This window comes from Nonomuraea glycinis (assembly GCF_014646515.1).
In the GTDB taxonomy this organism is placed as follows: Bacteria; Actinomycetota; Actinomycetes; order Streptosporangiales; family Streptosporangiaceae; genus Nonomuraea; species Nonomuraea glycinis.
On sequence record NZ_BMNK01000016.1, the window covers coordinates 1 to 24,444 of the forward strand.

Consider the following 24,444-nt stretch of genomic DNA (forward strand, 5'->3'; position numbering starts at 1 on the left):
CCGCAACACCTTGTCGTCCTCGATCGTGAGGTTCTTGAGGCGGTCGCGTATCGCCACACCGGACGGGCCGAGAGCGACGAACGGCGCATCGATGGCGCGCAGCCGCTTCTTCGGCCTCTCACCCATCGGCAGCCGCCGCTTCCAGGGCCTTCTTCGCCCGGTTCTTCGCCGAGCGGCGACCGTACAGGCGGGCGCAGAACGAGGTCAGCACCTCAACCATGTCCCGCACGAGGTCGTCTTCGACTTCACCGTCATCCAAGACGACAAGACGACGACCAGCGGCTTCGAGGGCGGCTTCGACGAGTTCGGTGTTCATCCGGCCCAGTCGGTCACGATGCTCGACCACCACGATCGTCACCTTCACATCGGCCAGCAGACGACGGGCCTTCGTACGTCCGCCGTTCATACCGGAGGCGACCTCGGACTCGACACGGACAACCGTGTGCCCCGCCTTCGCCGCCCATTCAGACAGCCGGGCGACCTGGCGTTCCAGGTCCGCCTTCTGATCGTGGGAGGAGACGCGGGCATACAGACCCACGCCGCCGGTCACCGGTGGTGAGGCGTTCGCGTCGATGTTGACCAGGATCGTGCGTGGCCCCACTCGCTCCGCAGGAACCGGCAACGTGCCCTCACGGAACCAGCGGTATGCGGTGCGGGGAGCAACTCCCTGCGCTCGCGCCCATTCCGTCAGATTCACAAGACAAGAAGCTACATCACTCTTGGACAGTTGTGGTCACTAACAAACATTCAATCAACAGCAGTTGTCAACCCCTGAAGAGGGCCTGCCACTCGGGTCCGTGCCACCAGCCCCAAGTAGAGCGTTTCCACAGGCCACAGCGGGTGACGGCGGCGGTCCGGGCGTTCGGGGATCGGTCCAGTGCTCGCCGCCGCGATCAACTCAATGGGGGTTTCGGGCTCATGCGGGCTGCCCCGGGTAGCGGCCCCGCATGGCCGGGCTCGCGGCCGGGCCCGCCGCGAAGACGTACGTGGCGCTGTCGTCGAGCCGGCGGCCGGTCCTGGCATCGACGATCACCGGCTCTACCTCGTCGCCGCTGTTCGCGTCGACGACGATCATGCTGCGCCGCTCCGGCTCGAGCCGGGAGTTGCCCCACGCGGCCAGGGCCAGGATGACCGGCCGCAGAGTGCGGCCGAGGTCGGTCAGCACGTACTCGTGGCGGACCGGATTGCTCTGGTACGGCCTGCGCTCCAGCAGTCCGTCGGCCACGAGGGTCTTCAGGCGGGCGGTGAGCATGCTGGAGGAGATGCCCAGGTTCTCCTGGAACTGGTCGAAGCGGGTGTAGCCGTCGAAGGCATCATGCAGGATCAGCAGCGTCCACCACTCGCCGACATGCTGCACCGTCGTGGACAGGGGACATTCCCGGTCTTCCAGCCTGATCCGGCTTGCCACGTGACCATCCTCCAGTTACTGCTAAAGTCGAACCAAGTAGCTCCTATTTTAGCAGTTGCTTCGTCCTTTGCTGCCCGATCTGTCACCGTGAGGATTCGCATGCCCGAGAACCAGTCCCGGACCATCGCCCCGGATGCGCTGCCCGACGTGATCACCCGCTACCTGAAGGCGCACCGCGTCCACGACAAGGCCACCGCGATCACCGCGTTCACCGGTGACGCCACGGTCATCGACGACGGCAACACCTACCGGGGCACCGCGGCGATCGAGAGCTGGCTGGGCAAGGCCGCCGCCGAGTTCACGTACACCAGCGAGCTCACCGGCGCCCAGCGCGTGGACGCCACCCACTACGTCGCCACCCATCACCTCGAAGGCGACTTCCCCGGCGGCACCGTCGACCTGCACTACCGCTTCGCGCTGCGTGGCGACCTCGTGGAGCGCCTGGTCATCGAACCCTGAGACGAGGTCTCGCCTGACGCTCTCGACGACGGCGGCCTTGTCGGTCACGTCCAGCGCCGGCGGGCGACCCAAGCAGGACGCCCATGGCCGTGGAGGAGTTGCTGCGCTACTTCACCATCGCCGACGGGGTCACCTCCCGGGTGGCCACCGAGGACGTGGGGATCGGCGGGGTGGGCATCAAGGCCCGCGCGGCGCAACGCCGGGGCAATCCACCTCACCCCGCTGGACGCCGCTCCGGAACCACGCAACCTGCGTCGGCTGAAGGCGGCGATCCGAGACCGGTGGGGCGTCGTCCCGCTGATGGACATGCTCACCGAAACCGCCACGCGGACGGGCTGCCTGAACGTCTTCACCCCCTCCGGAACCCAGAACCACCTCGACGCCCAGGTGCTGTTCGAACGACTCCTGCTGCTGATCTACGCCTACGGCGCCGGGACCGGGATCCGAGCCGTCGCCGCCGGCGACCATCCCCACACCGAGGACGACCTGCGGTACGCGCGCTGCCGCTACCTGACCGTCGAGGCCTGCCGCGAGGTCGCCCGGCTCATCGCCAACGCCACCTTCGCCGTCCGGCAGGCCGCCCTGTGGGGTGAGGGCACGACCGCGGACCGCGTCCACCGAGGCCCTGTTGCGCCGATTCGCCAGCGAGACCACCCACCCGGCCTACGCCGCGATGCTGGAGGTCGGCCGCGCCCAGCGCACGATCTTCCTCGCCCGCTGGCTCCGCGACCGCGATCTCCAGCGGGAGTCCGTATCCGGATGACGCCCTACGGCGGCCGATGTCTTCCTCGTCGTCAAAGAAGTCGGCGTCATAGAAGACGCGGGGCATGGCTTCGAACTCGTCTCGTGAGTCGTCGTTCAGCACCGTGTGCGTATCAGGTGACGGATGCTCAGCGATGGCGGGGCCCGCCGGTCAGTCGATGCCTTCGATGATGCGGAAGTCGCGCTCGAAGCCGTCGGGGAGGGCCACCAGCGCCTTCTGGTATGCCTCGCTCTCGTATGCCGCGACGGCCTGTTCAAAGCTGTCGAACTCGATCAGAACGACGCGTTGCGTGATTCCGGCCTCGTGGGCGACGACTCGACCCCCACGGGACGGGATCCGGGACAGGACGCGCCCGCCCCCAGCCTGGACAGCCGGGCCGGCCAGCTTGTCGTAGGCAGTCAGCCTCTCAGGGTCGGAAATGGCGGGGTAGACGCTGACCCAGTAGCCCTTAGCCATGGAAACCTCCTGTGTTGGGCTTGACACGTCCGACTCCGAATTGACACTCAGATCGATCGATCCCAGCGACGGGTACTGCGGTCGGTTGAATCGTCATATGCGCAGGTTAGGGCTTGATGTGCGGTCGAGGGAAAGACCGGTACGGGATAGACTTAGAACGGATCGTTATCAATCGGCAGGGAGGGCACGTGGCGCCGGATACGGTGAGTCTGCGGTACTTCCTGGTGCTGGCGCAGGAGTTGAACTTCACCCGCGCGGCCGCACGGATCGGTATCGCACAGCCCGCACTCAGCGCCCGGATGCGCCGATTGGAGGCGGAACTCGGTACGGCCCTGCTGGTCCGCAACACGCGTAGCGTCGTATTGACCACGGCCGGTGCGGCTTTGGCGGAGTCCGCGCCGCCCGCGCTGGCGGCGCTGGACCGGGCATGGGACACCGCCCGGAGCGCGGCGGCCGGTGAACTGGGCACGCTGCGCATCGGATACAGCCTCAGCATCGGGGCCGAGACGGCACCGGCCCTGGTGGACAGGCTGATTCACGGCAACAGCGGACTCGAGGTCGGCGCGGTCCCGATGGCGACACCGGAGATCTCCCCCGCGGTCGCCGACGGCCGCATCGATGCCGGGATCACCCGCGGTGAACAGCCGGGCCGTGGCGTGCGCCGGTTCCTGCTGCGGCGTATGCGCGTCGGGGTCCAGCTGGCGCAGCATCATCCGCTGGCCGAACACCCGGAGATCGAGATCGCCGACGCGGCCGCGTATCCGCTGCGACTCCCGGACCGTGCGGCCAACCCCGTGATCCACGATCAGCTGTCCGCACTGTTCCGAGACACCCGACCACACCCCCGATTCCACACGCCCGCAGTCTCTTTCGACATGTCTCAGCGCGACCTGCATGACGGGGTCACCATCGCCCCGGCCGGAGAAGCCGCGGTCACGGCAGCACCGGCCGGTCTCACCTGGCGACCGCTGCGGGGCGCGCCCAGCCTGACGATCCACCTGGTCCTCCCACGCGAGCAGTCGCCGCTTCACCGCCGCATCCGTGCCGTCGCCAAAACCCTGGCGCACGAGCTGCACTGGCTGCCGGACTGACGCGCAAGAGGTCAAGCGAGACGGACGCCTGCGGTGGCGAGGCCGAAGACCTTGCGCCCGGCGGACTTCGCGGTGATGACGACGGCGGTCTTGCTGAATGTCCGACACGACCTCGCTACGCCGGCGGATCAGCATCCGATGATGGGCCCCGGGTCCCAGCTCGGGCTCGGCCCCGCGATCGTCCGCCGCGACGACGCGCCCAAACTCGCGCCCCGCGCCCTGGACGACAACGACGTCCCGCTCTCGGCCCGCAAGGGCAAGGTCATCGTCCGCTCCGGCAAGGGTGAGACCTCCCGCGAGATCCCGCTGCTGGACGGCACCGCCCGCGCCTCGGTCACCGAGTGGCGCACCGAGCGCGCGTCCTGGCCCGGCGCGGCCGACAACCCCGCCCTGCTCCTCAACCGCCGCGGCGGACGCCTGTCGACCCGGGCCGTCGACCAGCTCGTCGACGAACTCGCCACCGACGCCGACCTCGAAGACGCCGTCGGACGCCTCCCCACCGATCAATAGGGCACCGCTGATCTGGGCGAACTCGAACGGGTGTACCTGGTTGCACGACTCTTACCGATACCCCGGGTTACCGGTCACCGATGAGATGTGCGCGCGGCTGTCGCCGACCCAGTACGACCACATCGACTTCCTGGGCCGCTACGCCTTCTCCCGAGCTGATCTGGCCGGGGGTTCGCGTCCCTTCCACGACGGGCCACCTGCCCCCGTGTCCCGGGGCAGGTCACGTACTCCTGAACAGCCGGTCCAGATGCACGTCGATCGCGGCGAGCGCGTCCTGGGGCTCGATCACGTCGAGTTCGATCAGGGAGGTGAAGCCGGTGAGGGCGAGGAGCAGGTTGGTCTCGGTCGCCGGGTCGCGGCCGGAGTCGATGTACCCGTCGGCGATCGCCTGGCGGATCAACTGCTCGACGAGGGCCCGCCCTTGGACGAGGCCGCGGCGCGCCTGCTCGTGCACGACCTCGTCGTGCAGCGCCTCCAGGACGTAGGCGGCGCTCATCCGGCTGGTCGCGCGGGCGTCGGCATGCAGGGGGAGCATTTCCGCGAGCGTCAGTCGCAGCACGTCACGGGGGTGCGGACGGTCACCGAGCTTTTCGAGCCCCTGGTGTACGCGCACCGAGGTCTGCTCGGACGCGAAGTCCATGGCGAAGGAGAGCATGGCGGTCCGGGAGGCGAAGTAGTGCTGCAGCTGCCCGAGTGACATGCCCGCCTCCTGCGCAACCACGCGCATCGTCAGCTGTGTGACGCCGCGCTGCTGCACCACCCGCCACAGTGCGCGGGCGATCGCTTCGCGGCGTCCGCGGTGATCCACCTGTTTCGGCATCGCCGGCCCCTCCCTCGTACCTCGGAACTGTTCCAATACAGTTGACATAATACACCTGACCCATAATCCTGAGGTCCACTCGAGGGAAGGAATCGTCATGTCCGAACAGCCAAAGGTACGGACCACGGAAGGCGTGGTGCAGGGGCGCCGGCGGCAGGGGCACGCGGTGTTCCGCGGGATCCCCTACGCCCAGCCCCCGGTCGGAGCGCTCCGCTTCGCCGCGCCCGCGCCGCCGCACCGCTGGGAGGGGACGAGGCAGGCGGTCGAGTTCGGCCCCGTGGTGCCGCTGTCCCTGCCGATCGACGTGCCCCCGCAGGGCACCGACTGGCTGACGCTCAACGTCGGCACTCCGGATCCCGGCGCGGCGGGACTGCCGGTGCTGGTGTGGATCCCCGTGGGCGGCTACCTCTCGGCGGCGTCGAGCGACCCGATGTACGACCCGGCAGCGCTGGCCGAGGCGGGAGTCGTCGTGGTGACCATCAACTGCCGCGTGGGCGCGGAGGGATTCGCGTTCCTCGACGACGTGCCGCCCAACCGCGGATTCCTCGACCAGATCGCGGCGCTGGAGTGGGTGCAGCGCAACATCGCCACCTTCGGAGGCGACCCGGGCCGGGTCACCGTGGGCGGGGTGTCCGCCGGAGCGGGGTCGGTCGCCGCCCTCCTGACGATGAAGTCCGCGCGCGGCCTGTTCCGGCGGGCCATCGCCCATTCGGTGCCAGGGCTGCACAGCACCCCCGCGCTGGCACGGCAGGTCACCACCGCGTTCGCGGACCGGCTCGGCGCGGCGGCCCCCACCGCCGAGGCCCTGCGCGACATCGACCCATGGCACCTGGCCGCCGAGCTCACCTCCTTCAACGCCGGCCTCCACGCGCACCGGGAGAGCTGGGGACGCCTCACGGAGACCGGCACCGCGCTGTGCCCCGTCGTCGACGGCGAGGTCCTCCCGGAAACGCCCTGGCCCGCGCTGACCGGCGCGCGCGCGAGCGGGACCGAACTGCTCGTCGGCCACACCCGGGACGAATTCCGGTACTTCAGCGTCATGAGCGGACGGTACGGCACCTTCACCGAGGAGGACGCCCACGCAGCCCTGGAACTGCACGCCCCGCAGCCGGACGGCGCGCGGGCCTACCGTGCCGCCTTCCAGCAGGCAGGCCCGGAGGAGCTGGTGGAGACGGTGTACTCCGACGCCCTCTTCCGCATGCCGTCACAGAAGCTGGCCGAGGCGAACGCCGCAGCCGGCGGCACCTCGTACCTGTTCGAACTGTGCTGGGTCGCCCCGGCCCTCGGCGGCATCCTGGGCGCCTGCCACAGCCTCGACGTGCCCCTGGCGTTCGGCACGCTGGACAGCCCCGTCGGCACCCAGCTCATCGGCGAGGAGCCCACTCCCGAGGCCGTCGCGCTCTCCCGCGAACTCCAGGAGGCATGGGTCCGCTTCGTCACCACCGGCGACGCGGGCTGGTCCGCCCACCGGCCCGGCGGGCACCTCACCCGCGTCCTGGACACCGAGTCGAAGACTCTGCCCTACCCCGAACAGGCATCCCGCCAGATCTGGGAAGGCCACTCCCCCGCCCCCTTCGATCTCTCGTAATTGTCCGGGTCGGCTCCTACGACTGCGACGCCACCACTCACCTGCCCATCGGGGACAGCGCGAATTGGCGTACAGCCAGGCAACACCCGGCCCGCTTGGCAGCAAATCCCACCCGAGGGTGACGGACGACATCAAGAGCCGGGAGAGGCCGACGGGAGCCCAGGTCACGGATGATCCCGGCCAGGGCCCGGATGGGCTCGCTCTCCGCCTCCCTCCGCCACACCAGCGCGTACGGCAGCGGCTCCGGGCAGGCCGAGCACGTCCGGGTGGCCACGGCACGGGCGGCGTCGGTGACGTGTCGTGCCCGCGAGTGCCGCGCGGGGTTCCGGACACGGAGCTCAACGCGATCCAGTTGCTGAACCAGCAACAATATTTGCCGTACGACGAGAGCTGGACCGACCATCTACCCATGACGACAACGAACGCCCCGGGAAACGGGGACAAGCGGTTCGACGTGGTGGTCGTGGGTGGTGGCGCCGCCGGGTTGAGCGGTGCGCTCACGCTAGCGCGGGCTCGCCGGTCGGTGCTGGTGATCGACGCCGGTCGGCCGCGCAACGCCCCCGCGTCCCAGGTCCACAACTACCTCGGCCGTGAGGGCACCGCCCCGTCGGAGTTGCTGGCCATCGGCCGCGAGGAAGTGACCGGGTACGGCGGCGAGATCCGGCCGGCCACCGCGGTGGCGGCCGAGCGCCTGGAGGACGGTGACTTCCGGGTGACGCTCGACGACGGGTCCTCGGTCCTGGCCCGGCGGCTGTTGGTGACCACCGGGCTGGTCGACGAGTTGCCCGAGGTGCAGGGGCTGGCCGAGCGGTGGGGACGCGACGTGCTGCACTGCCCGTACTGCCATGGCTGGGAGGTACGCGATCAGCGGCTCGCGGTCCTGGGCACCGGCCCGATCTCGGTGCATCAGGCGCTGCTGTGGCGGCAGTGGAGCGACCGGGTGACCTTCTTCCAGCACATGGCGCCGGACCTCACGGCCGATCAGCTGGAGCAGTTCGCCGCCCGCGACATCACCGTGGTGCACGGCAAGGTGAGCGCCCTGGAGGTGCCCGGCGACCGGCTCGCCGGGATCGCCATGGCCGACGGCCGGGTCGTCCTGTGCGACGCCGTGATCGTGGCCGTCGGCGTCACCGCCCGCGCCGGCGTGCTGGAGAGCCTCGGCCTGCAGACGGTCGAGCAGGAGATGTTCGGGCACACCGTCGGCACGCACCTGGCCACCGATCCGGCAGGGGCGACGGAGGTGCCCGGCGTCTGGGCCGCCGGCAACGTCGCCACCCTGACCGACGTGGTCATCACCGCCGCCGCCTCGGGCCTGCGCGCCGCGGGGGCCATCAACGGCGACCTGGTCGCCGAGGAGACCCGCCTGGCCGTCGCCGCCCGCCGGGCGAGCTAGGAGCTCCAGACCTCCCGCCGCGCCCGGCACCGGATGCCCCAAATGCCCGCCCTGTGGGCCATGGCGGCCGGCACCGGCCGACCGGGCTGCCCGCCCTGTGGACCATGGGCGGCCGGCTGAACCGCCTGCTAGGCGCTCAGCACCTTGCGGAGCAGCTCACCGAACTCGGTGGGGTGCGTGCTGAGACCGATGTGCCCGCCGGGGAAGTGGACGAGCTCCGTACCGCACCTCTCGGCCAGGAAGGCGGCGGGACGGTAGGGCAGTTCGCCGCGCGAGTCCGCTCCGCCCGCGAGCACGAGCCGATCCGACAGGGCCGCCAGACGGTCCAGGTCCGGGACATAGGCCATGAAGCTCGGCACGATCCGCCCGAGGAAGTAGGGCATGTTCGCCTTCGTACGCTCGGCTCGTGCCGCTGCCCGCGGTGGCAGCTCCATGACGGCCTCGGCGGCAACGGGCTTCTCGGCGCCCGACCGGCTGAGGCCCGCTGGCTGGCTGAGGTCCGCCGGGCGGTTGAGCCCCGCTGGTCGGCTGAGGGCCGCCGCGAACTCGGCCACCGCCGGCATCAGCCCGTCCCGCCGGAAGGTGTCCTGGACGCGGGCGAGCATCGCGCGGTGCTCGGCGGCGTCCGGCAGCACCTCCACCACCGGCGGCTCGTGCGCCACCACGCGGGCGAGGCGGCCGGGATGGGTGGCGAGCAGGTGCAGCGCGACGATCGCACCCGAGCTGCAGCCGGCCACGCGGGCGGGCGTGTCCGGCGACAGCAGCTCCAGCAGCCGAAACGCGTCGTCGGCGTGCTGGGCGACCTGCTGCGTGGCCTCCGGGTCGTCCAGCGGGCTGCGGGACATGCCGCGCGGGTCGTAGGAGGCGACCGTGTGGTCGATGGCCAGGTCGTCGGCGATGCCGTCGTAGGAGGCGGCGTCGCCCGCGCCGCCGGGGATCAGCAGCAGGAGCGGGCCTGTCCCGCGCACCTCGTAGTGCAGGGTGGCGCCGTCCACGCGCAGGCGGCCGGTGGTCGGGTCGGTCATGATGGGTCTCCTTCACGGGATGCGGGCCAGCGCTCCAGGAGAGCGTGCAGGGCGTCGAGGCAGCGGGCCCACGAGGCCTCCGCCGGCCGCGCGTGCGCGAAGCCGCCGGCGGCCTCGAGACTGACGAAGCCGTGCAGCGTGCTGCGCACCAGCCGGACCGCGTCGGTCAGGTCGGGCTCGGCCAGCTCGTAGGCGCGCAGCATGCTGTACGTCAGCTCGACCGCACGTCGCGGCCCGGCGGCCCGGGCCGCGAGCTCGGGATCGATCTGCGTCGGGATCTGCGTGGCGGTGTACCGGCCCGGGTGGGCGTGGGCGTACGCCCGCCAGGAGTCCGCGAACGCCACCAGGGCGTCCTTCCCGGCCCGCCCCGCGGTGGCCTCCGCGATGCGGATGGTCTTCTCGTCCGCCGCCAGCAGCGCGATCCGCCCGCGCAGGTCCTCCAGGCCGCGTACGTGCACGTACAGGCTGGCGTCCTTCACTCCCAGCCGCCGCGCCACCGCCGACATGGTCACGTGTTCGAGCCCGACCTCGTCCGCCAGCTCGGCGCCCGTCAGCGTCACCCGGTCCGCCGTCAACCCGGCCCGCGCCATGCGCGTACCACCTATCTCCTAGAGTCACTCATTAAAACCTAATGACCCTAGGATAAGCCTTGGCCTACTCATCGGAAAACCGATATCCAGTCAGGCGGCAAGCTGACCGGCCACCGGTAGCCGGTCGCGTCGATCCAGCCGCCTGACGGCCGCCGCGGAGACCAGCCCCGCGACGGCCAGCAGCGCCCACGGCAGCCCTGCCGCCCCGAAGGAGCGGGCCACGTCGACCAGGGCCCCCGCCAGCAGGTTCCCGGCCAGGATGCCGACGCCGGACAGCAGGTTGTACAGCCCGTAGTAGGTGCCGATCAGCCGATCCCCCGCCATGTCGGCGATGGTGGCCATCTCGAACGGGAAGGCGACCAGCGTCCCCACGGTGAGCAGCAGCGTGCACGCCACCAGGGGCAGCAGCGCCCACCCCGGCGGGAGAGCCAGGTGCGCCACCGCGGCCGGGGGCAGGAACGCGACCCCCATGAGGGCCAGGCCGCGGCTGATCGCCTGCCCGCGACTCCACCGGGCCGAGCACCAGGCGGTCAGGCGTACCTGCCCGGCGATGCCGAGCAGCGCCGACAGCGCGTACAACGTCATCACGCCCGCCTGGCCGCCGCCGAGCCGGTCCACCTCCAGCGGCAGCGCCAGATACATCTGGAACGACAGCGCGTAGGAGGCGATCATCGCCGCCGCGAAGGAGACGAAGGCCCGATCACCGAACGCCCTGCGCCAGTCGCTCAGCACCGGCGGACGCTCGCCGGCCGATCCCCGCCGAGCCGGCAGACACAGGCCCTGCAGCACGGTCAGTACGGCGAAGATCGCCGCGGCGGACAGGCACACGGCAGTGAACCCGGCGTTCAGCAGCGCGAGGCCGACGAGAGGGCCGAGCAGAATGCCCCCCTGGTAGAAGACGTTGAACACGGCGAACGCCGTCACCTTGCGCTCCCCCGCCGCGCACGCCAGATAGGCGCGGGCCGCCGGATTGAACAGCGCCCCGGCGAACCCCGTCACGGCGGCCGCCACGATCAGCCACGGCAGCGAGGTGGTCAGCCCGAACAGCGCGAACCCGACGGTCCGCAGCCCGCACCCGAGCATGATCAGCGGCTTGTGACCGACCCGGTCCGCCAGCGTGCCGCCGATCAGGAACAGGCCCTGCTGGCTCAGGTTGCGCAGGCCCAGGATGAGCCCGATCGTCCAGGCGGCCATCCCCACGCCGCTCGACAGGTGCTGGGCGAGGTAGGGCATGAGCATGTAGAAGCCGAGGTTGATGCCCGCCTGGTTGATCTGCAGGAGCTGGATGGGCCGGTCGAAGGAGCGGAACTCGGCCAGCACGCCCCTCATCGCGTACCGGCCAGCGGGTCGCGCACGAGGGTGCAGCGCGTCCAGCGGTGCACCTCCCGCTCGGCCGGCGTGCGCAGCAGGTCCGGCTCGTCGGCCGGGACCGTCCCTAGCAGGCCGTGCGCCCGGCAGTAGTCGTCGTCGAAGACGCTGTTCCAATAGCGCCACGGCCCGTCGGGGAAGACGGCGACGATGGTCCGGTCCGGCTGGGTGCGGGCCAGCCAGCGGGCCGCCAGGGTGACGGCGCCGGTGCTCCAGCCGCCGGAGACGTAGTGCCGGGCGGCGAGGGTGCGGCATGCCCAGACCGCTTCGGCCGGGGCGACCCAGTGGACCTCGGTGAAGGCGTCGTAGGCGACGTTGCGCGGGTGGATGCTGGAGCCGAGCCCGCGCATCAGGCGCGGCCGGGCGGGCTGGCCGAAGATGGTCGACCCCACCGTGTCGACGCCGACGAGCTGCAGGTCGGGGAAGTGCCGGCGCAGCACGCTGGAGATGCCCGCGCTGTGCCCGCCGGTGCCGACCGAGCACACCAGCGTGTCGATCTGCGGCAGCTGGCTCATCAGCTCGTGGGCCAGTCCGGCGTAGGCCTCCACGTTGTCGGGATTGTTGTACTGGTCGGGACAGTAGGATCCGGGTTCCTCGGCGAGCAGGTCGCGCACTCTCTCCAGACGGGCCTGTTGCCAGCCGCCTGTCGGGTGCGGCTCCGTGACGATCTCCAGGCGTACGCCGTAGGAGGCGAGCAGCCGGCACATGAGCGGCTCCATGCCGGCGTCGCCCACCAGCACGACCGGATGACCGAAGACGATGCCGGCGAGCGCGAGTCCGAGCCCCAGGGTGCCGCTGGTCGACTCGATGATGGTCGCGCCCGGCCGGAGGTCCCCCCGCGCCTTGGCCTGACGGATCATGTGCAGGGCGGGACGATCCTTGATGCCGCCCGGATTGAAGCCTTCGAGTTTGGCCCAGAACCCTCCCCGGTCCGGCACGAACGGCTCGGAGATGAAGGCCAGTGGCGTATTTCCTACGGTCAGGGAAAGCGCGCGGCTGCCGGTCGGTGGCGTATCTTTCAGGCGCGCGAAAATTGCTTGCGATGACATGGGTGAAATCCCGAAGTAAATAGGTGCGATTCGCGGCATGGCAGGATGACCGCGCATCAGGTGGACGGTGAGCGACTTATAGGAGTCGCGCGTCCTATATGCGCATCACACAGATATTTTCCCCATGAGGCGCGATCAGGCGGCATTCCGCTGCCCGGGCCGTGACGCCTTCGGCAGCGGACGGCGGGGAGGCGGCGGCCACCGCCGCGAGCGTGGGCACGCCGACCGTCGGACCGGCCGGATGGGTCGCCGAGCAGTCGGGCCCGGTCCCGTGCCGGTGCCCTTCCGGCAGTTGACGATGCCAGCAGTTCCGGTCGTGATCAGCGGAAACGCCGCTCTCGTCCGCCGCGTGCCCCCTATCGGCGAGGTGGGCGCTGTGCTCCGACAGCTCCAGGGCCGCGCAGGCGCCGCCGTGCGCGAACACCACGCCGATGATCATGACGATCGCGAGCAGCGCATGGGCCACCAGTCGCCCGGCGCGAGAGGCGGCCGGGCAACGCGAATGATCCGTTCGGGTCGCAAGCATCACCGGTGATAATGCCCGAAGTGCTGCCGGGCGCGCCCAGCAATGGCACAGGTTCCGGTAAAGACCCGCCCGTACGTTTCGCGGCATTCTGAGGTCGTTATTACCGACACGGAGAAAGGAACATCATCGGAGCGGGGAATATCGGCCACACTGGCAAGCACGGGCGGTCCTGCGTACCGCCCGTGCATTCTCGCTGATAACAGGTGGAGTCCTCTATGACCTTGTCCAGACGCCGGATCGTCACCGGGCTCGGCGCCATGGCCGCCGGCGCCCTGGCCCGCCCCGTCACGCCGGAGCCATCGAAGCCACCGGAGGCGCTGACCGTGCCGCAGGGCCTCACCCCCGAGGCACTCGCGCGCGACGAGCGCTTCTGGGCGACCGTCGCCCGGCAGTTCCAGGTGAGCCCCGACTTCGTCAACCTGGAGAACGGCTACTACGGGATCATGCCGGAGCCGGTCCGGCAGGCGTACCACCGCAACGTCGACCACCTCAACGAACGGAGCTCCCACCTGCTGCGCACCACCTACAAGCCGCGCGCCGACGAGGTCCGCGACCGCCTTGCCGCCCTGCTCGGCGTCTCCGGGAAGGAGATCGCGCTGACCCGGGGCGGCACCGAGGCGCTGCAGAACCTGATCGCCGGTTACGGCCGCCTGCGACCGGGCGACGCCGTGATGTACGCCGATCTGGACTACCACAGCGGCCAGTACGCCATGAACTGGCTGCCGGCCCGGCGCGGTGTCACGGTCGAGCGCATCGTCATCCCCGAGCCCGCCACCCGCCAGGCGGTGCTCGACACCTACGAGCGCGCCCTGAGCCGGCATCCGAAGGTGCGCCTGCTCCTGCTCAGCCACATGAACAACCGCACCGGCCTGGTCACCCCGGTGCGCCAGATCGTCGCCATGGCCCGCGCGCACGGCGTGGACGTGATCGTGGACGCCGCCCACTCCTGGGGCCAGCTCGACTTCACCCTGCCCGACCTCGACGCCGACTTCGCCGTCTTCTCCCTGCACAAGTGGATGGGCCTGCCGCTGGGCTCGGGATTCCTCTACATCCGCGAGCAGCGCCTGGCCGACATCGACCTCCTCTACGCCGACGAGACCTACCCGGCCTCCGACATCCGCTCCCGCGTGCACTCCGGCACCATGAACGTGGCCCCGTTCCTGACCGCGGACGCCGCCCTGGACTTCCACGAGACCCTCGGCGCGAAGGTCAAGCAGGCCCGCCTGCGCTATCTCCGTGACCGCTGGGTACGTCAGGCGCACGCTCTCGGCGTGCAGATCCTCACCCCGGACGAGCCCGGCATGTACGGCGGCATCACCGCGTTCCGACTACCCGGCCGCAGCTCCAAGGCCGACAACCTCGCCATCGCCGAGGCGCTGATGGACCGGCACCGGATCTTCACCGTCGCCCGCAGCGGCATGAGCGGCGGCGACGCCGTCCGGGTCACCCCGGCCCTGTTCACCTCCGCCGACGAGGTGGACCGGCTGGCGGCCGCGCTGCGCGACCTCGGCGCGCACGCCACGCCTTGACGGCGCCGGCTGCGCCGTTCATGGCTTGACGGCGACCCCGCAGTACGCGTCCACCTTCTCCGGGAGGCCGAACACCTCGGACTCCACCCGCCACTGGGAGACCGACACGACGCCCGGGTCGACGAGCCGCAGGCCGTCGAAGAAGCGGGTGATCTCCTCGGGGGTACGGAGACGGTAGTTATAGACCTGCCCCTCGTCCACCAGGTTCGCGGCCTCGGCGGCCTCCTTCGGCTTGACCGTGTTGGTGCCGTCCTCAAGGATCAGGTAGCTGCCGGACGGCAGGGCCGCCATCAGGTGCCTGGTCAGCGCGTACGCCTGATCGTTGTCCGTGATCGTGCCCATCACCCCGAGCAGCATGAGCGCGGTCGGCCGGGTGAGGTCCAGTGTCCTGGCCGCATGGGTCAGGATGGCGTCCGGGTCGCGGACGTCGGCTTCGATGTAGTCGCAGGCGCCGTCGGGGTGGCTGGCGAGCAGGGCCTGGGCGTGGACCAGCACCAGCGGGTCGTTGTCGACGTAGACGATGCGGCTGGTCGGGTCCACGCGCTGAGCGACGTCGTGGGTGTTGTCCGCCGTGGGCAGTCCCGTACCGACATCTAGATATTGTCGTATTTCTGCCTCTTCGGCCACGTAGCGGACGGCGCGTCCTAAGAAGGCTCGGGCGTGCAGGGCGATGTCCTTGATTCCGGGATAGATGTGTTGCTCAAGGTGCTCCGCGGTTTCCCGGTCTACCTGGTAGTAGTCCTTTCCGCCGAGCAGGAAGTTCCAGACGCGGGCCTGGTGGGGCGTGGTGGTGTCGATCTCTGTGGAGGGACGCCGAGGAGGGGTCGGCTCATCCGTCACAAAAACTCCTTGATGTAGTCGTGTCACGGCATTTCACAGTTTGTCCGCCTATAACGCCTCAGCGCCAGAGCGAGGGCCCGCTGGACCGTCAGCGGGTCAAGGGCACCGCGGCCCGCTCGACGGCGGCGAACGCGCTGACGTCGAGCCACTGCGGCAGCGCGCGGCAGGCGGTGCGGTCGCCCGTCAGCAGCAACGCTTCCGCACGCAACGCCACCGACCAGCTCAGATCGCCCAGCCAGATACGGGTGAGGGTGGGCAACTCGGTCTCCAGCCACACACTGACCGGAAAGCCCGGATCGGTGTCGCACACGTCGGCACCGCCGGACCGGGACAGCACCAGCCACCACCGCTGCTGCCCGGACGGCGCGTCCCGGAAGTGCAGTTGCACCGTGGTCGCCCGCTCGGGCATCCGGGCCGGCTGCGACTCCCGTTGGATGTGGAGCATCAGCAGCACGGGGTCGAACTCGTCCGGGCGCAGGTCGTGCATCCAGCGCACCCCCCACGCGCCCATCTGCTCCACCAGCGGCCGCAGCTCCTCCCCCGCCGGCGTGAGACGGTAGCGGGGCTCGCCGTGGATCATGTTGCGCTCCACCAGGCCGGTGCGCTGCAGCTCGCGCAGCCGTGCCGCGAGCAGCGAGGGTGACATCCGGGGGACGCCGCGGGCGATGGCGTTGAACCGGTCCTCGCCCCAGAGCAGCTCGCGGATGACGAGCAGCGTCCATCGTTCGGCGAGGATCTCGGCGGCCCGGGCGACCGGGCAATACTGGCCGTAGCGCTTCATGGCCCCATCATCCTCACGAAAAGCGACTTTTGCCGCTACAAAATCAGTACTGGGCCGCCGGTCACGTGTCACGCACGCTCATGAGCAAGCACCTGAGCGAAGGAGTGGCACATGTCCGGAAAAGCAGTTATCAGTCTGACGACCGGTCTGGAGGACGCCGAGCGGGTCACCGTGGCGTTCCTGGTCGCGGTCGGGGCGGCCGAAGAGGGCCGGCCGACCTTGATGTTCCTCACCAAGGAGGCCGTCCGGCTGGCGCTGCGCGGCGTCGCCACCGGCGTGGCCTGCGCCGGCTGCCCGCCGCTGCCCGACCTGGTCGAGCGGTACGTGAACGCGGGCGGCACGTTCCTGGTCTGCCCGATCTGCTTCAACGCCAAGGGCCTCGACGAGACCCAGCTGATCAAGTCTGCCGAGATCGGCGGCACCGTGGTCATGTGGCGCTGGATCGGCGACGGGGCGACGACGTTCAGCTACTGAGTCCGGGTCCGGCCGTCCTCGGGACGAACCGTACGAAGGGCACGAGCCGGCCGACCTCCCGGTAATCCGCGACGCTGCCGTCCACCTCGAACCCCATGATCTTGGAGAGCCGACGGGCGGCGGCCGGGTGGCGCGGCGCGTACCGTGCCATGAGCTCCGCGCCTTCGTCGGCGGGCAGCGGCGTGGCCGTCACCGGCAGGGTGCGGCCGCCGACCTGGACGGTGACGTCGGGGCTCTTCAGGACGTTCTGGTACCAGTCGGCGCGGGGCCCGAATCCGGAGGCCGCCACCCAGCCGTGCTCATCGTGCTCCACGACTTCGATGACCGCCTGGCGCCGCTGTCCGGAGACCCGCCCGAGGTGGGTGAGCAGCATGAGGCGCTGCCCCATCAGCGAGCCCAACCCGAACCGGTAGAACTGGATGGGCAGGCGCCACAGCCTGCGACGCAGCCCGGTCGGCGGGCCGGGCTTCTTGATGATCCGCATGATCTCAGTCCTTTCTGAGCAGGTCCTCCACCCCGGCGAGCGCCTCGCCGACGGGCAGATCGTGGTCGAGCATGTGGTGCAGCACCAGCCCGTCGATCAGCGCGGCGACCAGCGTGGCCACCGCCGCCGCCCGCTCCGGCGGCCATCCGGGGTGCAGCTGCCGGATCCGGCCGGCGATCTGTGTCCGGGCCTCGCGCAGCTGATCCCGGAGCACCTCGCCCAGGGCCGGGTCGCGGGTGGCCCCCGCGAGCAGCTCCGCGGACAGCCGGGCCGTCCGCTCGTCACCGGTGGTCTCGGGCAGCAGCCGGCGTACGGCCGCCAGCGCCGCCCACTCGTCCGGCGCGTCGAGGAGCTCGGTGACCAGAGGGTTGATGACCAGCTCCCCCACCCGCCGGACGATCGCCGCGTGCAGTCCCGGCAGCCCGCCGAAGTGGTAGTGGATCAGACCGGCGTTGGTGTCCGCGCGCTCGGCCACCCCACGCGTGGTGACGGCCTGCCATCCCCCCTCGCACAGCAGCGCGATGGCGGCATCCACCAGCTGCTCCCGCCGCCGAAGCCCTCGCATCGAACTTGGCCGATCGCCCAAGTTAGCCATATGGCCAAGTTACCACTGTGCGGGCGGGTGCCGTCACGCCAAGCTCCGGTCAGCCGGTTCGGCGATACGTCAGCCGCCGCAGCGCGGTCTCCGCCGGCCCGCGCCGGCCCGTACGGGACAGTGTCGCGGCCAGGACCACGGTCCCCAGCCAGGTGAGCACGGCGATGCCGGTCGCCGCGGCATCGCCGACGCGGGTGGCGAGCCCGCCCAGATACGGCGTGAACAGCAGGACGAAGACCACCGACTGGAGCAGGTAGCAGGTGAGCGACCACCGGCCGCACGCGACCAGCGCGCGGCTCACCGCGCCGGGCCGCCGTCCGTCGCGCCGCCTCCCGGCCACGACGAGTCCGACCAGCGCGGCGTACGCGAGTCCGCCGGCGATGCCGGTGACGCTGTGCAGTGCGTACGCCGAGACGCCGATCGCGTCCGAGGGGATCCAGAGCCGCGTGTCGATCAGGGTCAGCGGCAGCCCACCGGCGACCGCGATCAGCGTGCCCACGGTGACGGTCCGCGACAGCAGTCCCCGATGCGCCGCGGGCTCCTCCAGCAGCCGGCGGCGGGCCGCCCAGATCCCGAGCAGGAAGGCCGGCACGACGCTCATGGCGAAGTAGGTCGGGGTCATCGCGATCCAGCCGACCATCCGCGTCACGGCGGCCTGGAGCGGATCGGCCATGGCGGCGGGCGTGTCACCCTTCTCGGCGACCACGGTGAGCAGCCCGAACACCGTGATCACGACGATGTGCAGGACGGCCCCCACGCCGGCGGCCCAGAACAGGGCCCGGTCGCTGCGCCGGACGAACCCGATGAGCACCAGCCCGACCAGGCCGTACGCGCCCAGAATGTCGCCGAAGAACAGCAGCAGCGCGTGGCAGAACCCGAACGCCAGCAGCCACAGGCTCCGGCGTCGCAGCACACGCCGCACCTGCGGCCAACCGCTTCCGGCGGCGAGCCGCCGGTTCGCTAACTGGACCAGGCCGTAGCCGAACAGGCCGGCGAACATCGGCAGCGCGCGCCCGTCCACCAGGAGGATCTGGATCCCGGCCACCAGCCGGTCGAGGGTGGTTCCGTCCAGGGTGTAGCCGCGGAAGCCCGCCGGGTGTCCGGACAGGTACATGTGCGCGTGCGCGACCGCGATGAGCAGCAGCATGAGCCCGCGCGCGAGGTCGGGAGCCGGCGCCCGCTCAGTGAGCGGCACGGCCCCCTGGACCGGGGCCGGGGTGATGGTGGACATGGGTCTCCCCTTGAAGATGACGGGCGATTGGATACATTAATGTAGCTTATTTCTGCGATGATAAGCTACAGAAATGTAGCTAATACTTTGATCGGTAAGATGCAGCCCTGCGGCCGGACTGGGGGGCGACGATGGGCGAGCACGGCGGCCGGACCCGGCGGCGCGGCGGGGAGCTGCTCGCCGCCATCCACGCGGCGGTGCTGGAAGAAGTGGTGGAGGTCGGCGTCGGGCGACTGACCATGGAAGGCATCGGCAGGCGTGCGGCGACTCCCCGCACCACGCTGTACCGCCGCTGGTCGGACCCGATCGACGTGCTCCTGGACGCCCTCTACCACTCCCATCCGGTCGAGGAGCCGACCCCCGGAGCCGACGATCTGCGCGGCGACCTGATCCGAGCGCTCCAGCTCATGGTCACGTGGACCCTCAGCCCGGCGGGCCGCGCGGTCGCGGCCATCCTCACCGACCCCAAGGGCGCCCCGAAGGTCTCCGAAGCGCTGTTCGAAAGGGTCTTCGCCAACAAGGGCGGCACGTTCACCAGCACCGTGCTGCGCCACTACGCCGAACGCGGCCACTTCCCCGCCGACCTGCTCACCCCCGTGGTGGCCGACATCGGCGAAGCGCTCGTCACCAAACGCTTGCTCGACGGCGCCCCTCCCACCGACGCCGACCTGGCCGACATCGTCGACCAGGCGATCCTCCCGGCCATCGGCCTCGGCCCGTGTAGGGCCACCCCCTGAACCTCGGCCGGACGGCGTAACAAGGACTGCGGGACTCAGTCCTCCCGTGCTCCGCGGCTCGTGCGGAAGACCCACGTACGCAGGAGCAGGAAGCGCACGCAGGTGGCGGCCAGGTTCGCCGTCACCAGCACCCCCAGCTCCAGCGGCCGGGGCGGTGCGCTGTCGGTCGCGTACAGCAGGGCGAGGGCGCCGCCGGTCAGGGCGAGGCTCGCGGCGAAGGCGATGAGGCCCTGGGCCTGCTGCCGCCACCACCGGCCGGGGCCGCGCACGCCGAAGGTGAGCCGGCGGTTGAGCGCCGTGTTCCCCACGGCGGTGACGAGGAGGGCGACGAGGTTCGCCGCCTGGGCGCCGGTCGTCCCGCGCAGCAGGGCGTACAGGAGCAGGTAGGCGAGCGTGCTGGCGGTGCCGACGGCGGCGAAGCGCAGCAACTGGCCAGGCAGGCCGGCCGGCACGCCCGCCACGGGCAGCGGCGTGCGCCCGAGCTGCTCGCGAAGGCCCGCCAGCGGCAGGCTGCCGGTCGCCAGCGCCCTGGCCAGCCGGGCGATGCCCCGGACATCGGCCATGATCGTGGGCAGGAGGTCGACCCGGCTGTCCGGATCGTCGATCCAGTCGACGGGCACCTCATGGATGCGCAGCCCGGCGCGTTCGGCGAGGACGAGCAGCTCGGTGTCGAAGAACCAGCCGGTGTCCTCCACCAAGGGCAGCAGCCCGGCCGCGACGTCGGCGCGCACCGCCTTGAAGCCGCACTGCGCATCCGAGAAGCGGGCCGCCAGCGTGCCGCGCAGCAGCAGGTTGTAGCAGCGGGAGATGATCTCCCGCTTGGGGCCGCGGGTCACCCGGGACCCGTGCGACAGGCGGGAGCCGATGGCCAGGTCGGAGTGGCCGGTGATGAGCGGGGCCACCAGGGGCAGCAGGGCGGCCAGATCGGTGGACAGGTCGACGTCCATGTACGCGAGAATCTGCGCGTCGGAGGCCGACCAGGTGTGCTTGAGCGCCCGGCCACGCCCCTTGGCCGTCAGCCGGACGAAGGACACCTCCGGCAGCTCGGCGGCGAGCTCGGCGGCGATCCGCGAGGTCCTGTCGGTGCTGGCGTTGTCGGCGACCGTGATGCGAAAGGGGTAGGGGAAGCCGGTCGACAGGTGGGCGTGCAGGCGGCGTACGGACGGTTCGAGGTCGTTCTCCTCGTTGTGGACGGGGACCACGACATCGAGCACCGGGGCGTTGTGACCTGCGGAAGCCGTGGCCGCGACGGGCGCGGGAAGCGTCGAAGGGCTCATGCCTCCACTTTCGGTCGGGCGGCTTTCCCGCAGTTGTGGTGTTGCTGTGGCCGGCCTGTGAATGTTCGCACGAGGGCTTCCCGCCAGGCCATCACGTCATGCCCCCGGCCGTTGCGCCCACCCGGTGCCGGGTGGGCAGCGGCGAGTCGTACCCCCTGGTCAGGGTGCGGTCAGGTCGTAGACGGTGACGTCGCCGACCGTGGTGGCGGTGAAGGTGGCCGCCACCCAGGCGGAGATCTCCGCACTGGCGTTACCGCCCCCGGTGCCGCCCCGCACCCGGCCACCTGGCCCATCACCTGGCCCATCACCTGGTCCGCCTTGTGGCCCGCCTTGTGGTCCGCCGCCACCGATGAAGTAGTGGATCTTCCGCTCGGTCACGTACTTCTGGAACTGGGCCAGCGTGGGCGAGGGGTCGCTGCCGTTGAAGCCGCCGACGGCCATGACCGGCGCGCCGGTGGCCAGCTGGTAGCCCGAGGCGTTCTGGGAGCCGATCGCGGCGGCCACCCAGGTGTAGGCGGCGGCGTCGCGCTTGAGCAGCGCGACCATGTCCGCGCTCGCCGTGGAGCCGTTGATCAGCCCGTTCATGCCGCCGCCGCGCCCTCCGCGAGCTCCCGGACCCCGCTGGTTCCCCGGCTGTGGCATGCCGCCCAGCTCGCCGGGTCCGTACGGCCCGAAGCCGCGCCCGAGCCTGCCGGGCCCGCCGAAGCCGCCCGCCACGGCAGGCCCGGCCGACGGGATGGAGCCGCCGTGCGGGGTCGCCGCCGTGTCGATCGCGTACGCCGCGGGCCCGGCCAGGACGACGACGAGCGCCGCCGCCGCGACCGTTCCGGCCACCCGGGCGGACAGCCGTACGGACACGAGCAGCCCGGCGGCCGCGAGCAGCCCGGCGACCAGCACCGGCCAGCGCAGCCACGGCACGAAGGTGTCGCTGCGGCCGAGCAGTTCGAACGACCACCAGCCCGTCACCGCCACCGCCGCGGCGCCGGCCGACGAAGCCCGGACGTCGGCCCGCCGCCACAGCATCACCGCGCCCATCCCGGTCAGCGCGCCGATGGCGGGGGCGAGCGCGACGGTGTAATAGGCGTGGAAGATGCCCGCCATGTAGCTGAACACCCCGGCGGTGACCAGCAGCCAGCCGCCCCACAGGACGAACCCGGCACGAGCGCGGTCCGTACGTGCCGTCCGTGCGGTCATGACCAGGCCCGCCACCAGCAGGATGAGCGCGGCGGGCAGCAGCCAGGCGATCTGACCGCCCTGCCCGGCGTCGAACATCCGCGTCCAGCCGGTCTCGCCCCAGCCGCGGCCCGGCCCGCCGCCGACGCTGCCGGTCTCGTTGCCGTTCAGCCTGCCCAGGCCGTTGTAGCCCAGGGTCAGCTCCAGCAGGCTGTTGTTCTGCGAGCCGCCGACGTACGGGCGCGTCGAGGCGGGGACGAGCTCGACGACGGCGACGTACCAGCCGGCCGACGCGACCAGCGCGGCTCCCGCCAGGAGGAGCTGCCAGACGCGCCTGCCCAGCTTGGGCGGTCCCGCGATGAGATACACCAGCGCGAACACGGGGACCACCAGCAGCGCCTGCAGCATCTTGGTGAGGAAGCCGAACCCGACGAAGACGCCGGCCCACACCAGCCACTTCGTCGCGCCGCTCTCCACGGCCCGGACGATCGCGTACGCGCCGGCGACCATGAGCAGCACCAGCAGCGCGTCGGGGTTGTTGAAACGGAACATCAGCACCGCCACCGGTGTCAACGCGGTCGCCGCCCCGGCGATCAGGCCCGCCGCGGGGCCGTACCAACGGCGCACGGTCGCGTACAGCAGCCCGACCGTGGCCACGCCCATCAACGCCTGGGGCGCCAGCAGGCTCCAAGCGTTGACGCCGAACAGCCGCGCCGACAACGCCATCGCCCACAGCGAGGCCGGGGTCTTGTCCACAGTGATCGAGTTGGCGGCGTCGGAGGAGCCGAAGAAGAAGGCCGTCCAGCTCTGCGATCCGGCCTGCGCCGCGGCCGCGTAGAACGAGTTCGCCCAGCCGGAGGCGCCCAGACCCCAGAGATAGAGCATCGCGGTGGCCGACAGCAGCGCCAGCAGGGCCGGGCGGACCCAGGCGGCGTCGTCCGCCCGGCCGCGCAGCCATCTCCTGGCGCGCGGCACGCCGGGCGGGCCCACGGGCGGCGCGGGCAAGGTCGAGGTCATCGGTCGCGTCCTTTCATCCGGTTCAGCCACCAACGGTGGGCCACCGGCCTGTACGCGACGTGTGCCATCGCTGTGCGGCACCTGTGAGCCTCGGCATGCGCCGGGCGTTCAGGGCGCCTCCAGCGGACCGGGTCAGACGGCGAAGAGCAGGGCGGCGCTGAGCAGGACGATCAGGGCGGTGGCGAAGTGGATGCCGAACGCGGTCGCCTTCGTGCCCCCGTTGCGCAGCACGATCAGGGTGTCGCCCAGCGGCACCAGGGCGACGACCAGCATGAACCAGGCCTCGGCCTGAGCGCCGGCGAAGGCCAGCAGGGCCAGGCCGACGAGGCCGTAGGTGCCGTCACGCACGCCCTTGATCGTCAGGTAGGCGCGGTCCTCCTTGGCGGGGACGCCGTAGCCCGCGGCGGCGGCGTACGGCGCGAACAGGAAGCGACCCCCGAGGAACAGGCAGAACAGGTTAAGGGCGATGGCAAGACCGTACGCAAGGGTGGTGAGCATCGTGCGACTCCATAATCTAGCGCTGCTAGGAACACGCTCAACGCTAGCGCATCCAGCATCGTTGCGCTAGCGGTGCTAGATTTCGGAGCATGTCGATACAAGCCCGCAAGGAACGCGACCGCGCGCAACGGGAGAAGCTGATCATCACGGCCGCTCGTGAGCTGGCCGAGGCCGAGGGCTGGGACGCGGTGACCACGCGGCGGCTGGCCGAGCGAGTCGAATACAGCCAGCCGGTCCTCTACAGCCACTTCAAGGGCAAGGACGCGATCACCACGGCCGTCGCCCTGGAAGGCTTCGCCGACATGGCCGCCGAACTACGCGCGGCCCGCACCGCGGCAGGTGACCCCGCCGACGCCCTCGCCCGGCTCAGTGCCGCCTATGTGGCGTTCGCCGACCAGCGCCCGGCCCTCTACGACGCCATGTTCAGCCGGAAGGTCAACCTGCCGTTCGCCACCCCGCAGACCCCGGCCGCCCTGCGCGCCGCGTTCGACGAATTCGTCGAGGCCGTCAGCCCGCACGCGCATGACACCGACGCGGCCCTGCTGGCCGAGACCTTCTGGGCCGCCCTGCACGGACTGGCGATGCTGATGCGCGACGGCAGGATCCCCCGCGAGCACCACGACCTCAGACTCGCCCTCCTCCTCGCGTCCTTCACCCATCGGCCCGCCTCTCCGACCTGACGGCGCGGGCTCGGTGTCGGCCAGGTGACCTTGGCCGGGTTCGAGGGTGGGCAGGCCGCGGACCTCGAAGAGCCGGGGTCCC

26 protein-coding genes and 1 pseudogene are annotated in these 24,444 nt (G+C 70.8%); 10 read left to right on the forward strand and 17 right to left on the reverse strand.

The window, feature by feature from the left end; genetic code table 11:
- Window positions 1-118: 118 nt before the first annotated feature.
- Window positions 119-697, reverse strand: coding sequence for an IS607 family transposase (locus IEY87_RS34015; RefSeq protein ID WP_189142961.1), 579 nt, complete (start codon window positions 695-697; stop codon window positions 119-121).
- A 219-nt stretch (window positions 698-916) separates the two neighbouring features.
- The gene (locus tag IEY87_RS34020; protein ID WP_189142962.1) at window positions 917-1,408 is read right to left on the reverse strand and encodes a winged helix-turn-helix transcriptional regulator; all 492 of its coding nucleotides are present in this window, start codon (window positions 1,406-1,408) and stop codon (window positions 917-919) included.
- A gap of 99 nt (window positions 1,409-1,507) precedes the next feature.
- Between IEY87_RS34020 and IEY87_RS34025 the strand changes: the two genes are divergently transcribed.
- Together IEY87_RS34025 and IEY87_RS47415 are read left to right on the forward strand one after the other, a co-directional pair.
- Window positions 1,508-1,867 carry a nuclear transport factor 2 family protein gene (locus tag IEY87_RS34025; protein WP_189142963.1) on the forward strand — a complete coding sequence of 120 codons (360 nt, stop codon included), beginning with the start codon at window positions 1,508-1,510 and terminating at the stop codon, window positions 1,865-1,867.
- A gap of 171 nt (window positions 1,868-2,038) precedes the next feature.
- A pseudogene (locus IEY87_RS47415) lies at window positions 2,039-2,627 on the forward strand (Tn3 family transposase); the annotation flags it as partial.
- A 153-nt stretch (window positions 2,628-2,780) separates the two neighbouring features.
- Here the strand turns inward: IEY87_RS47415 and IEY87_RS34035 are convergent.
- Entirely contained in the window at window positions 2,781-3,086 is a 306-nt protein-coding gene (locus IEY87_RS34035) for a DUF1330 domain-containing protein (RefSeq protein WP_189142964.1), read from the reverse strand.
- Window positions 3,087-3,274: 188 nt separating this feature from the next.
- Between IEY87_RS34035 and IEY87_RS34040 the strand changes: the two genes are divergently transcribed.
- Together IEY87_RS34040 and IEY87_RS34045 are read left to right on the forward strand one after the other, a co-directional pair.
- Window positions 3,275-4,177: a LysR family transcriptional regulator gene (locus IEY87_RS34040; RefSeq protein ID WP_189142965.1), complete on the forward strand. Its 903-nt coding sequence runs from the start codon at window positions 3,275-3,277 to the stop codon at window positions 4,175-4,177.
- A gap of 138 nt (window positions 4,178-4,315) precedes the next feature.
- Entirely contained in the window at window positions 4,316-4,687 is a 372-nt protein-coding gene (locus tag IEY87_RS34045; RefSeq protein WP_189142966.1) for a tyrosine-type recombinase/integrase, read from the forward strand.
- Between the two features lie 220 nt (window positions 4,688-4,907).
- Here IEY87_RS34045 and IEY87_RS34050 read toward each other — a convergent pair whose 3' ends face one another.
- Entirely contained in the window at window positions 4,908-5,507 is a 600-nt protein-coding gene (locus IEY87_RS34050) for a TetR/AcrR family transcriptional regulator (RefSeq protein WP_189142967.1), read from the reverse strand.
- A gap of 97 nt (window positions 5,508-5,604) precedes the next feature.
- Between IEY87_RS34050 and IEY87_RS34055 the strand changes: the two genes are divergently transcribed.
- A complete protein-coding gene (locus IEY87_RS34055; RefSeq protein ID WP_189142968.1) occupies window positions 5,605-7,095 on the forward strand; it encodes a carboxylesterase/lipase family protein in 1,491 nt (496 codons plus the stop codon).
- Window positions 7,096-7,504: 409 nt separating this feature from the next.
- Window positions 7,505-8,488, forward strand: a complete 984-nt coding sequence (locus tag IEY87_RS34060; protein ID WP_189142969.1) for an NAD(P)/FAD-dependent oxidoreductase — start codon at window positions 7,505-7,507, stop codon at window positions 8,486-8,488.
- Between the two features lie 128 nt (window positions 8,489-8,616).
- Here the strand turns inward: IEY87_RS34060 and IEY87_RS34065 are convergent, their stop codons facing one another.
- The 5 genes from IEY87_RS34065 to IEY87_RS34085 form a co-directional block, all read right to left on the reverse strand.
- Window positions 8,617-9,513, reverse strand: a complete 897-nt coding sequence (locus IEY87_RS34065) for an alpha/beta fold hydrolase (RefSeq protein WP_189142970.1) — start codon at window positions 9,511-9,513, stop codon at window positions 8,617-8,619.
- Window positions 9,510-10,103, reverse strand: coding sequence for a TetR/AcrR family transcriptional regulator (locus IEY87_RS34070; RefSeq protein WP_189142971.1), 594 nt, complete (start codon window positions 10,101-10,103; stop codon window positions 9,510-9,512). The genes IEY87_RS34065 and IEY87_RS34070 overlap by 4 nt, the downstream gene beginning before the upstream one ends.
- 90 nt (window positions 10,104-10,193) lie before the next feature.
- Entirely contained in the window at window positions 10,194-11,432 is a 1,239-nt protein-coding gene (locus tag IEY87_RS34075) for an MFS transporter (RefSeq protein ID WP_189142972.1), read from the reverse strand.
- A complete protein-coding gene (locus IEY87_RS34080; protein WP_372462277.1) occupies window positions 11,429-12,577 on the reverse strand; it encodes a PLP-dependent cysteine synthase family protein in 1,149 nt (382 codons plus the stop codon). Before IEY87_RS34080 ends, IEY87_RS34075 begins: the two co-directional genes overlap by 4 nt.
- A gap of 37 nt (window positions 12,578-12,614) precedes the next feature.
- Window positions 12,615-13,046, reverse strand: a complete 432-nt coding sequence (locus IEY87_RS34085; protein WP_189142974.1) for a hypothetical protein — start codon at window positions 13,044-13,046, stop codon at window positions 12,615-12,617.
- 215 nt (window positions 13,047-13,261) lie between these two features.
- Here IEY87_RS34085 and IEY87_RS34090 point away from each other — a divergent pair, with 215 nt between their 5' ends.
- Window positions 13,262-14,575: an aminotransferase class V-fold PLP-dependent enzyme gene (locus IEY87_RS34090; protein WP_189142975.1), complete on the forward strand. Its 1,314-nt coding sequence runs from the start codon at window positions 13,262-13,264 to the stop codon at window positions 14,573-14,575.
- Window positions 14,576-14,593: 18 nt separating this feature from the next.
- Here the strand turns inward: IEY87_RS34090 and IEY87_RS34095 are convergent, their stop codons facing one another.
- Window positions 14,594-15,415 carry an SAM-dependent methyltransferase gene (locus IEY87_RS34095; RefSeq protein ID WP_189142976.1) on the reverse strand — a complete coding sequence of 274 codons (822 nt, stop codon included), beginning with the start codon at window positions 15,413-15,415 and terminating at the stop codon, window positions 14,594-14,596.
- An 88-nt stretch (window positions 15,416-15,503) separates the two neighbouring features.
- Window positions 15,504-16,196: a winged helix-turn-helix transcriptional regulator gene (locus IEY87_RS34100; protein WP_189142977.1), complete on the reverse strand. Its 693-nt coding sequence runs from the start codon at window positions 16,194-16,196 to the stop codon at window positions 15,504-15,506.
- A 111-nt stretch (window positions 16,197-16,307) separates the two neighbouring features.
- On the opposite strand from IEY87_RS34100, the gene IEY87_RS34105 reads away from it, so the two are divergent.
- Window positions 16,308-16,670 (forward strand): DsrE family protein, encoded by a 363-nt coding sequence (locus tag IEY87_RS34105; protein ID WP_189142978.1) that lies wholly within the window; start codon window positions 16,308-16,310, stop codon window positions 16,668-16,670.
- Here the strand turns inward: IEY87_RS34105 and IEY87_RS34110 are convergent.
- The 3 genes from IEY87_RS34110 to IEY87_RS34120 all read right to left on the reverse strand — a co-directional run bounded on the left by IEY87_RS34110 (window position 16,660) and on the right by IEY87_RS34120 (window position 18,980).
- The gene (locus IEY87_RS34110) at window positions 16,660-17,154 is read right to left on the reverse strand and encodes a nitroreductase family deazaflavin-dependent oxidoreductase (protein WP_189142979.1); all 495 of its coding nucleotides are present in this window, start codon (window positions 17,152-17,154) and stop codon (window positions 16,660-16,662) included. The two genes, IEY87_RS34105 and IEY87_RS34110, sit on opposite strands and share 11 nt — an antisense overlap.
- A 4-nt stretch (window positions 17,155-17,158) precedes the next feature.
- The gene (locus IEY87_RS34115) at window positions 17,159-17,689 is read right to left on the reverse strand and encodes a TetR/AcrR family transcriptional regulator (RefSeq protein ID WP_229699422.1); all 531 of its coding nucleotides are present in this window, start codon (window positions 17,687-17,689) and stop codon (window positions 17,159-17,161) included.
- 109 nt (window positions 17,690-17,798) lie between these two features.
- A complete protein-coding gene (locus IEY87_RS34120; RefSeq protein ID WP_189142981.1) occupies window positions 17,799-18,980 on the reverse strand; it encodes a DUF418 domain-containing protein in 1,182 nt (393 codons plus the stop codon).
- Between the two features lie 131 nt (window positions 18,981-19,111).
- Here IEY87_RS34120 and IEY87_RS34125 point away from each other — a divergent pair, with 131 nt between their 5' ends.
- Window positions 19,112-19,717, forward strand: a complete 606-nt coding sequence (locus IEY87_RS34125; protein WP_189142982.1) for a TetR-like C-terminal domain-containing protein — start codon at window positions 19,112-19,114, stop codon at window positions 19,715-19,717.
- 35 nt (window positions 19,718-19,752) lie between these two features.
- On the opposite strand, the gene IEY87_RS34130 is transcribed toward IEY87_RS34125, so the two are convergent.
- The 3 genes from IEY87_RS34130 to IEY87_RS34140 form a co-directional block, all read right to left on the reverse strand.
- A complete protein-coding gene (locus IEY87_RS34130) occupies window positions 19,753-20,994 on the reverse strand; it encodes a bifunctional glycosyltransferase family 2/GtrA family protein (protein WP_189142983.1) in 1,242 nt (413 codons plus the stop codon).
- 159 nt (window positions 20,995-21,153) lie between these two features.
- Entirely contained in the window at window positions 21,154-23,184 is a 2,031-nt protein-coding gene (locus IEY87_RS34135) for a glycosyltransferase family 39 protein (RefSeq protein WP_189142984.1), read from the reverse strand.
- A 132-nt stretch (window positions 23,185-23,316) separates the two neighbouring features.
- A complete protein-coding gene (locus tag IEY87_RS34140; RefSeq protein ID WP_189142985.1) occupies window positions 23,317-23,682 on the reverse strand; it encodes a DUF4267 domain-containing protein in 366 nt (121 codons plus the stop codon).
- An 89-nt stretch (window positions 23,683-23,771) separates the two neighbouring features.
- Here IEY87_RS34140 and IEY87_RS34145 point away from each other — a divergent pair, with 89 nt between their 5' ends.
- The gene (locus IEY87_RS34145) at window positions 23,772-24,362 is read left to right on the forward strand and encodes a TetR/AcrR family transcriptional regulator (protein ID WP_189142986.1); all 591 of its coding nucleotides are present in this window, start codon (window positions 23,772-23,774) and stop codon (window positions 24,360-24,362) included.
- Window positions 24,363-24,444 lie beyond the last annotated feature (82 nt).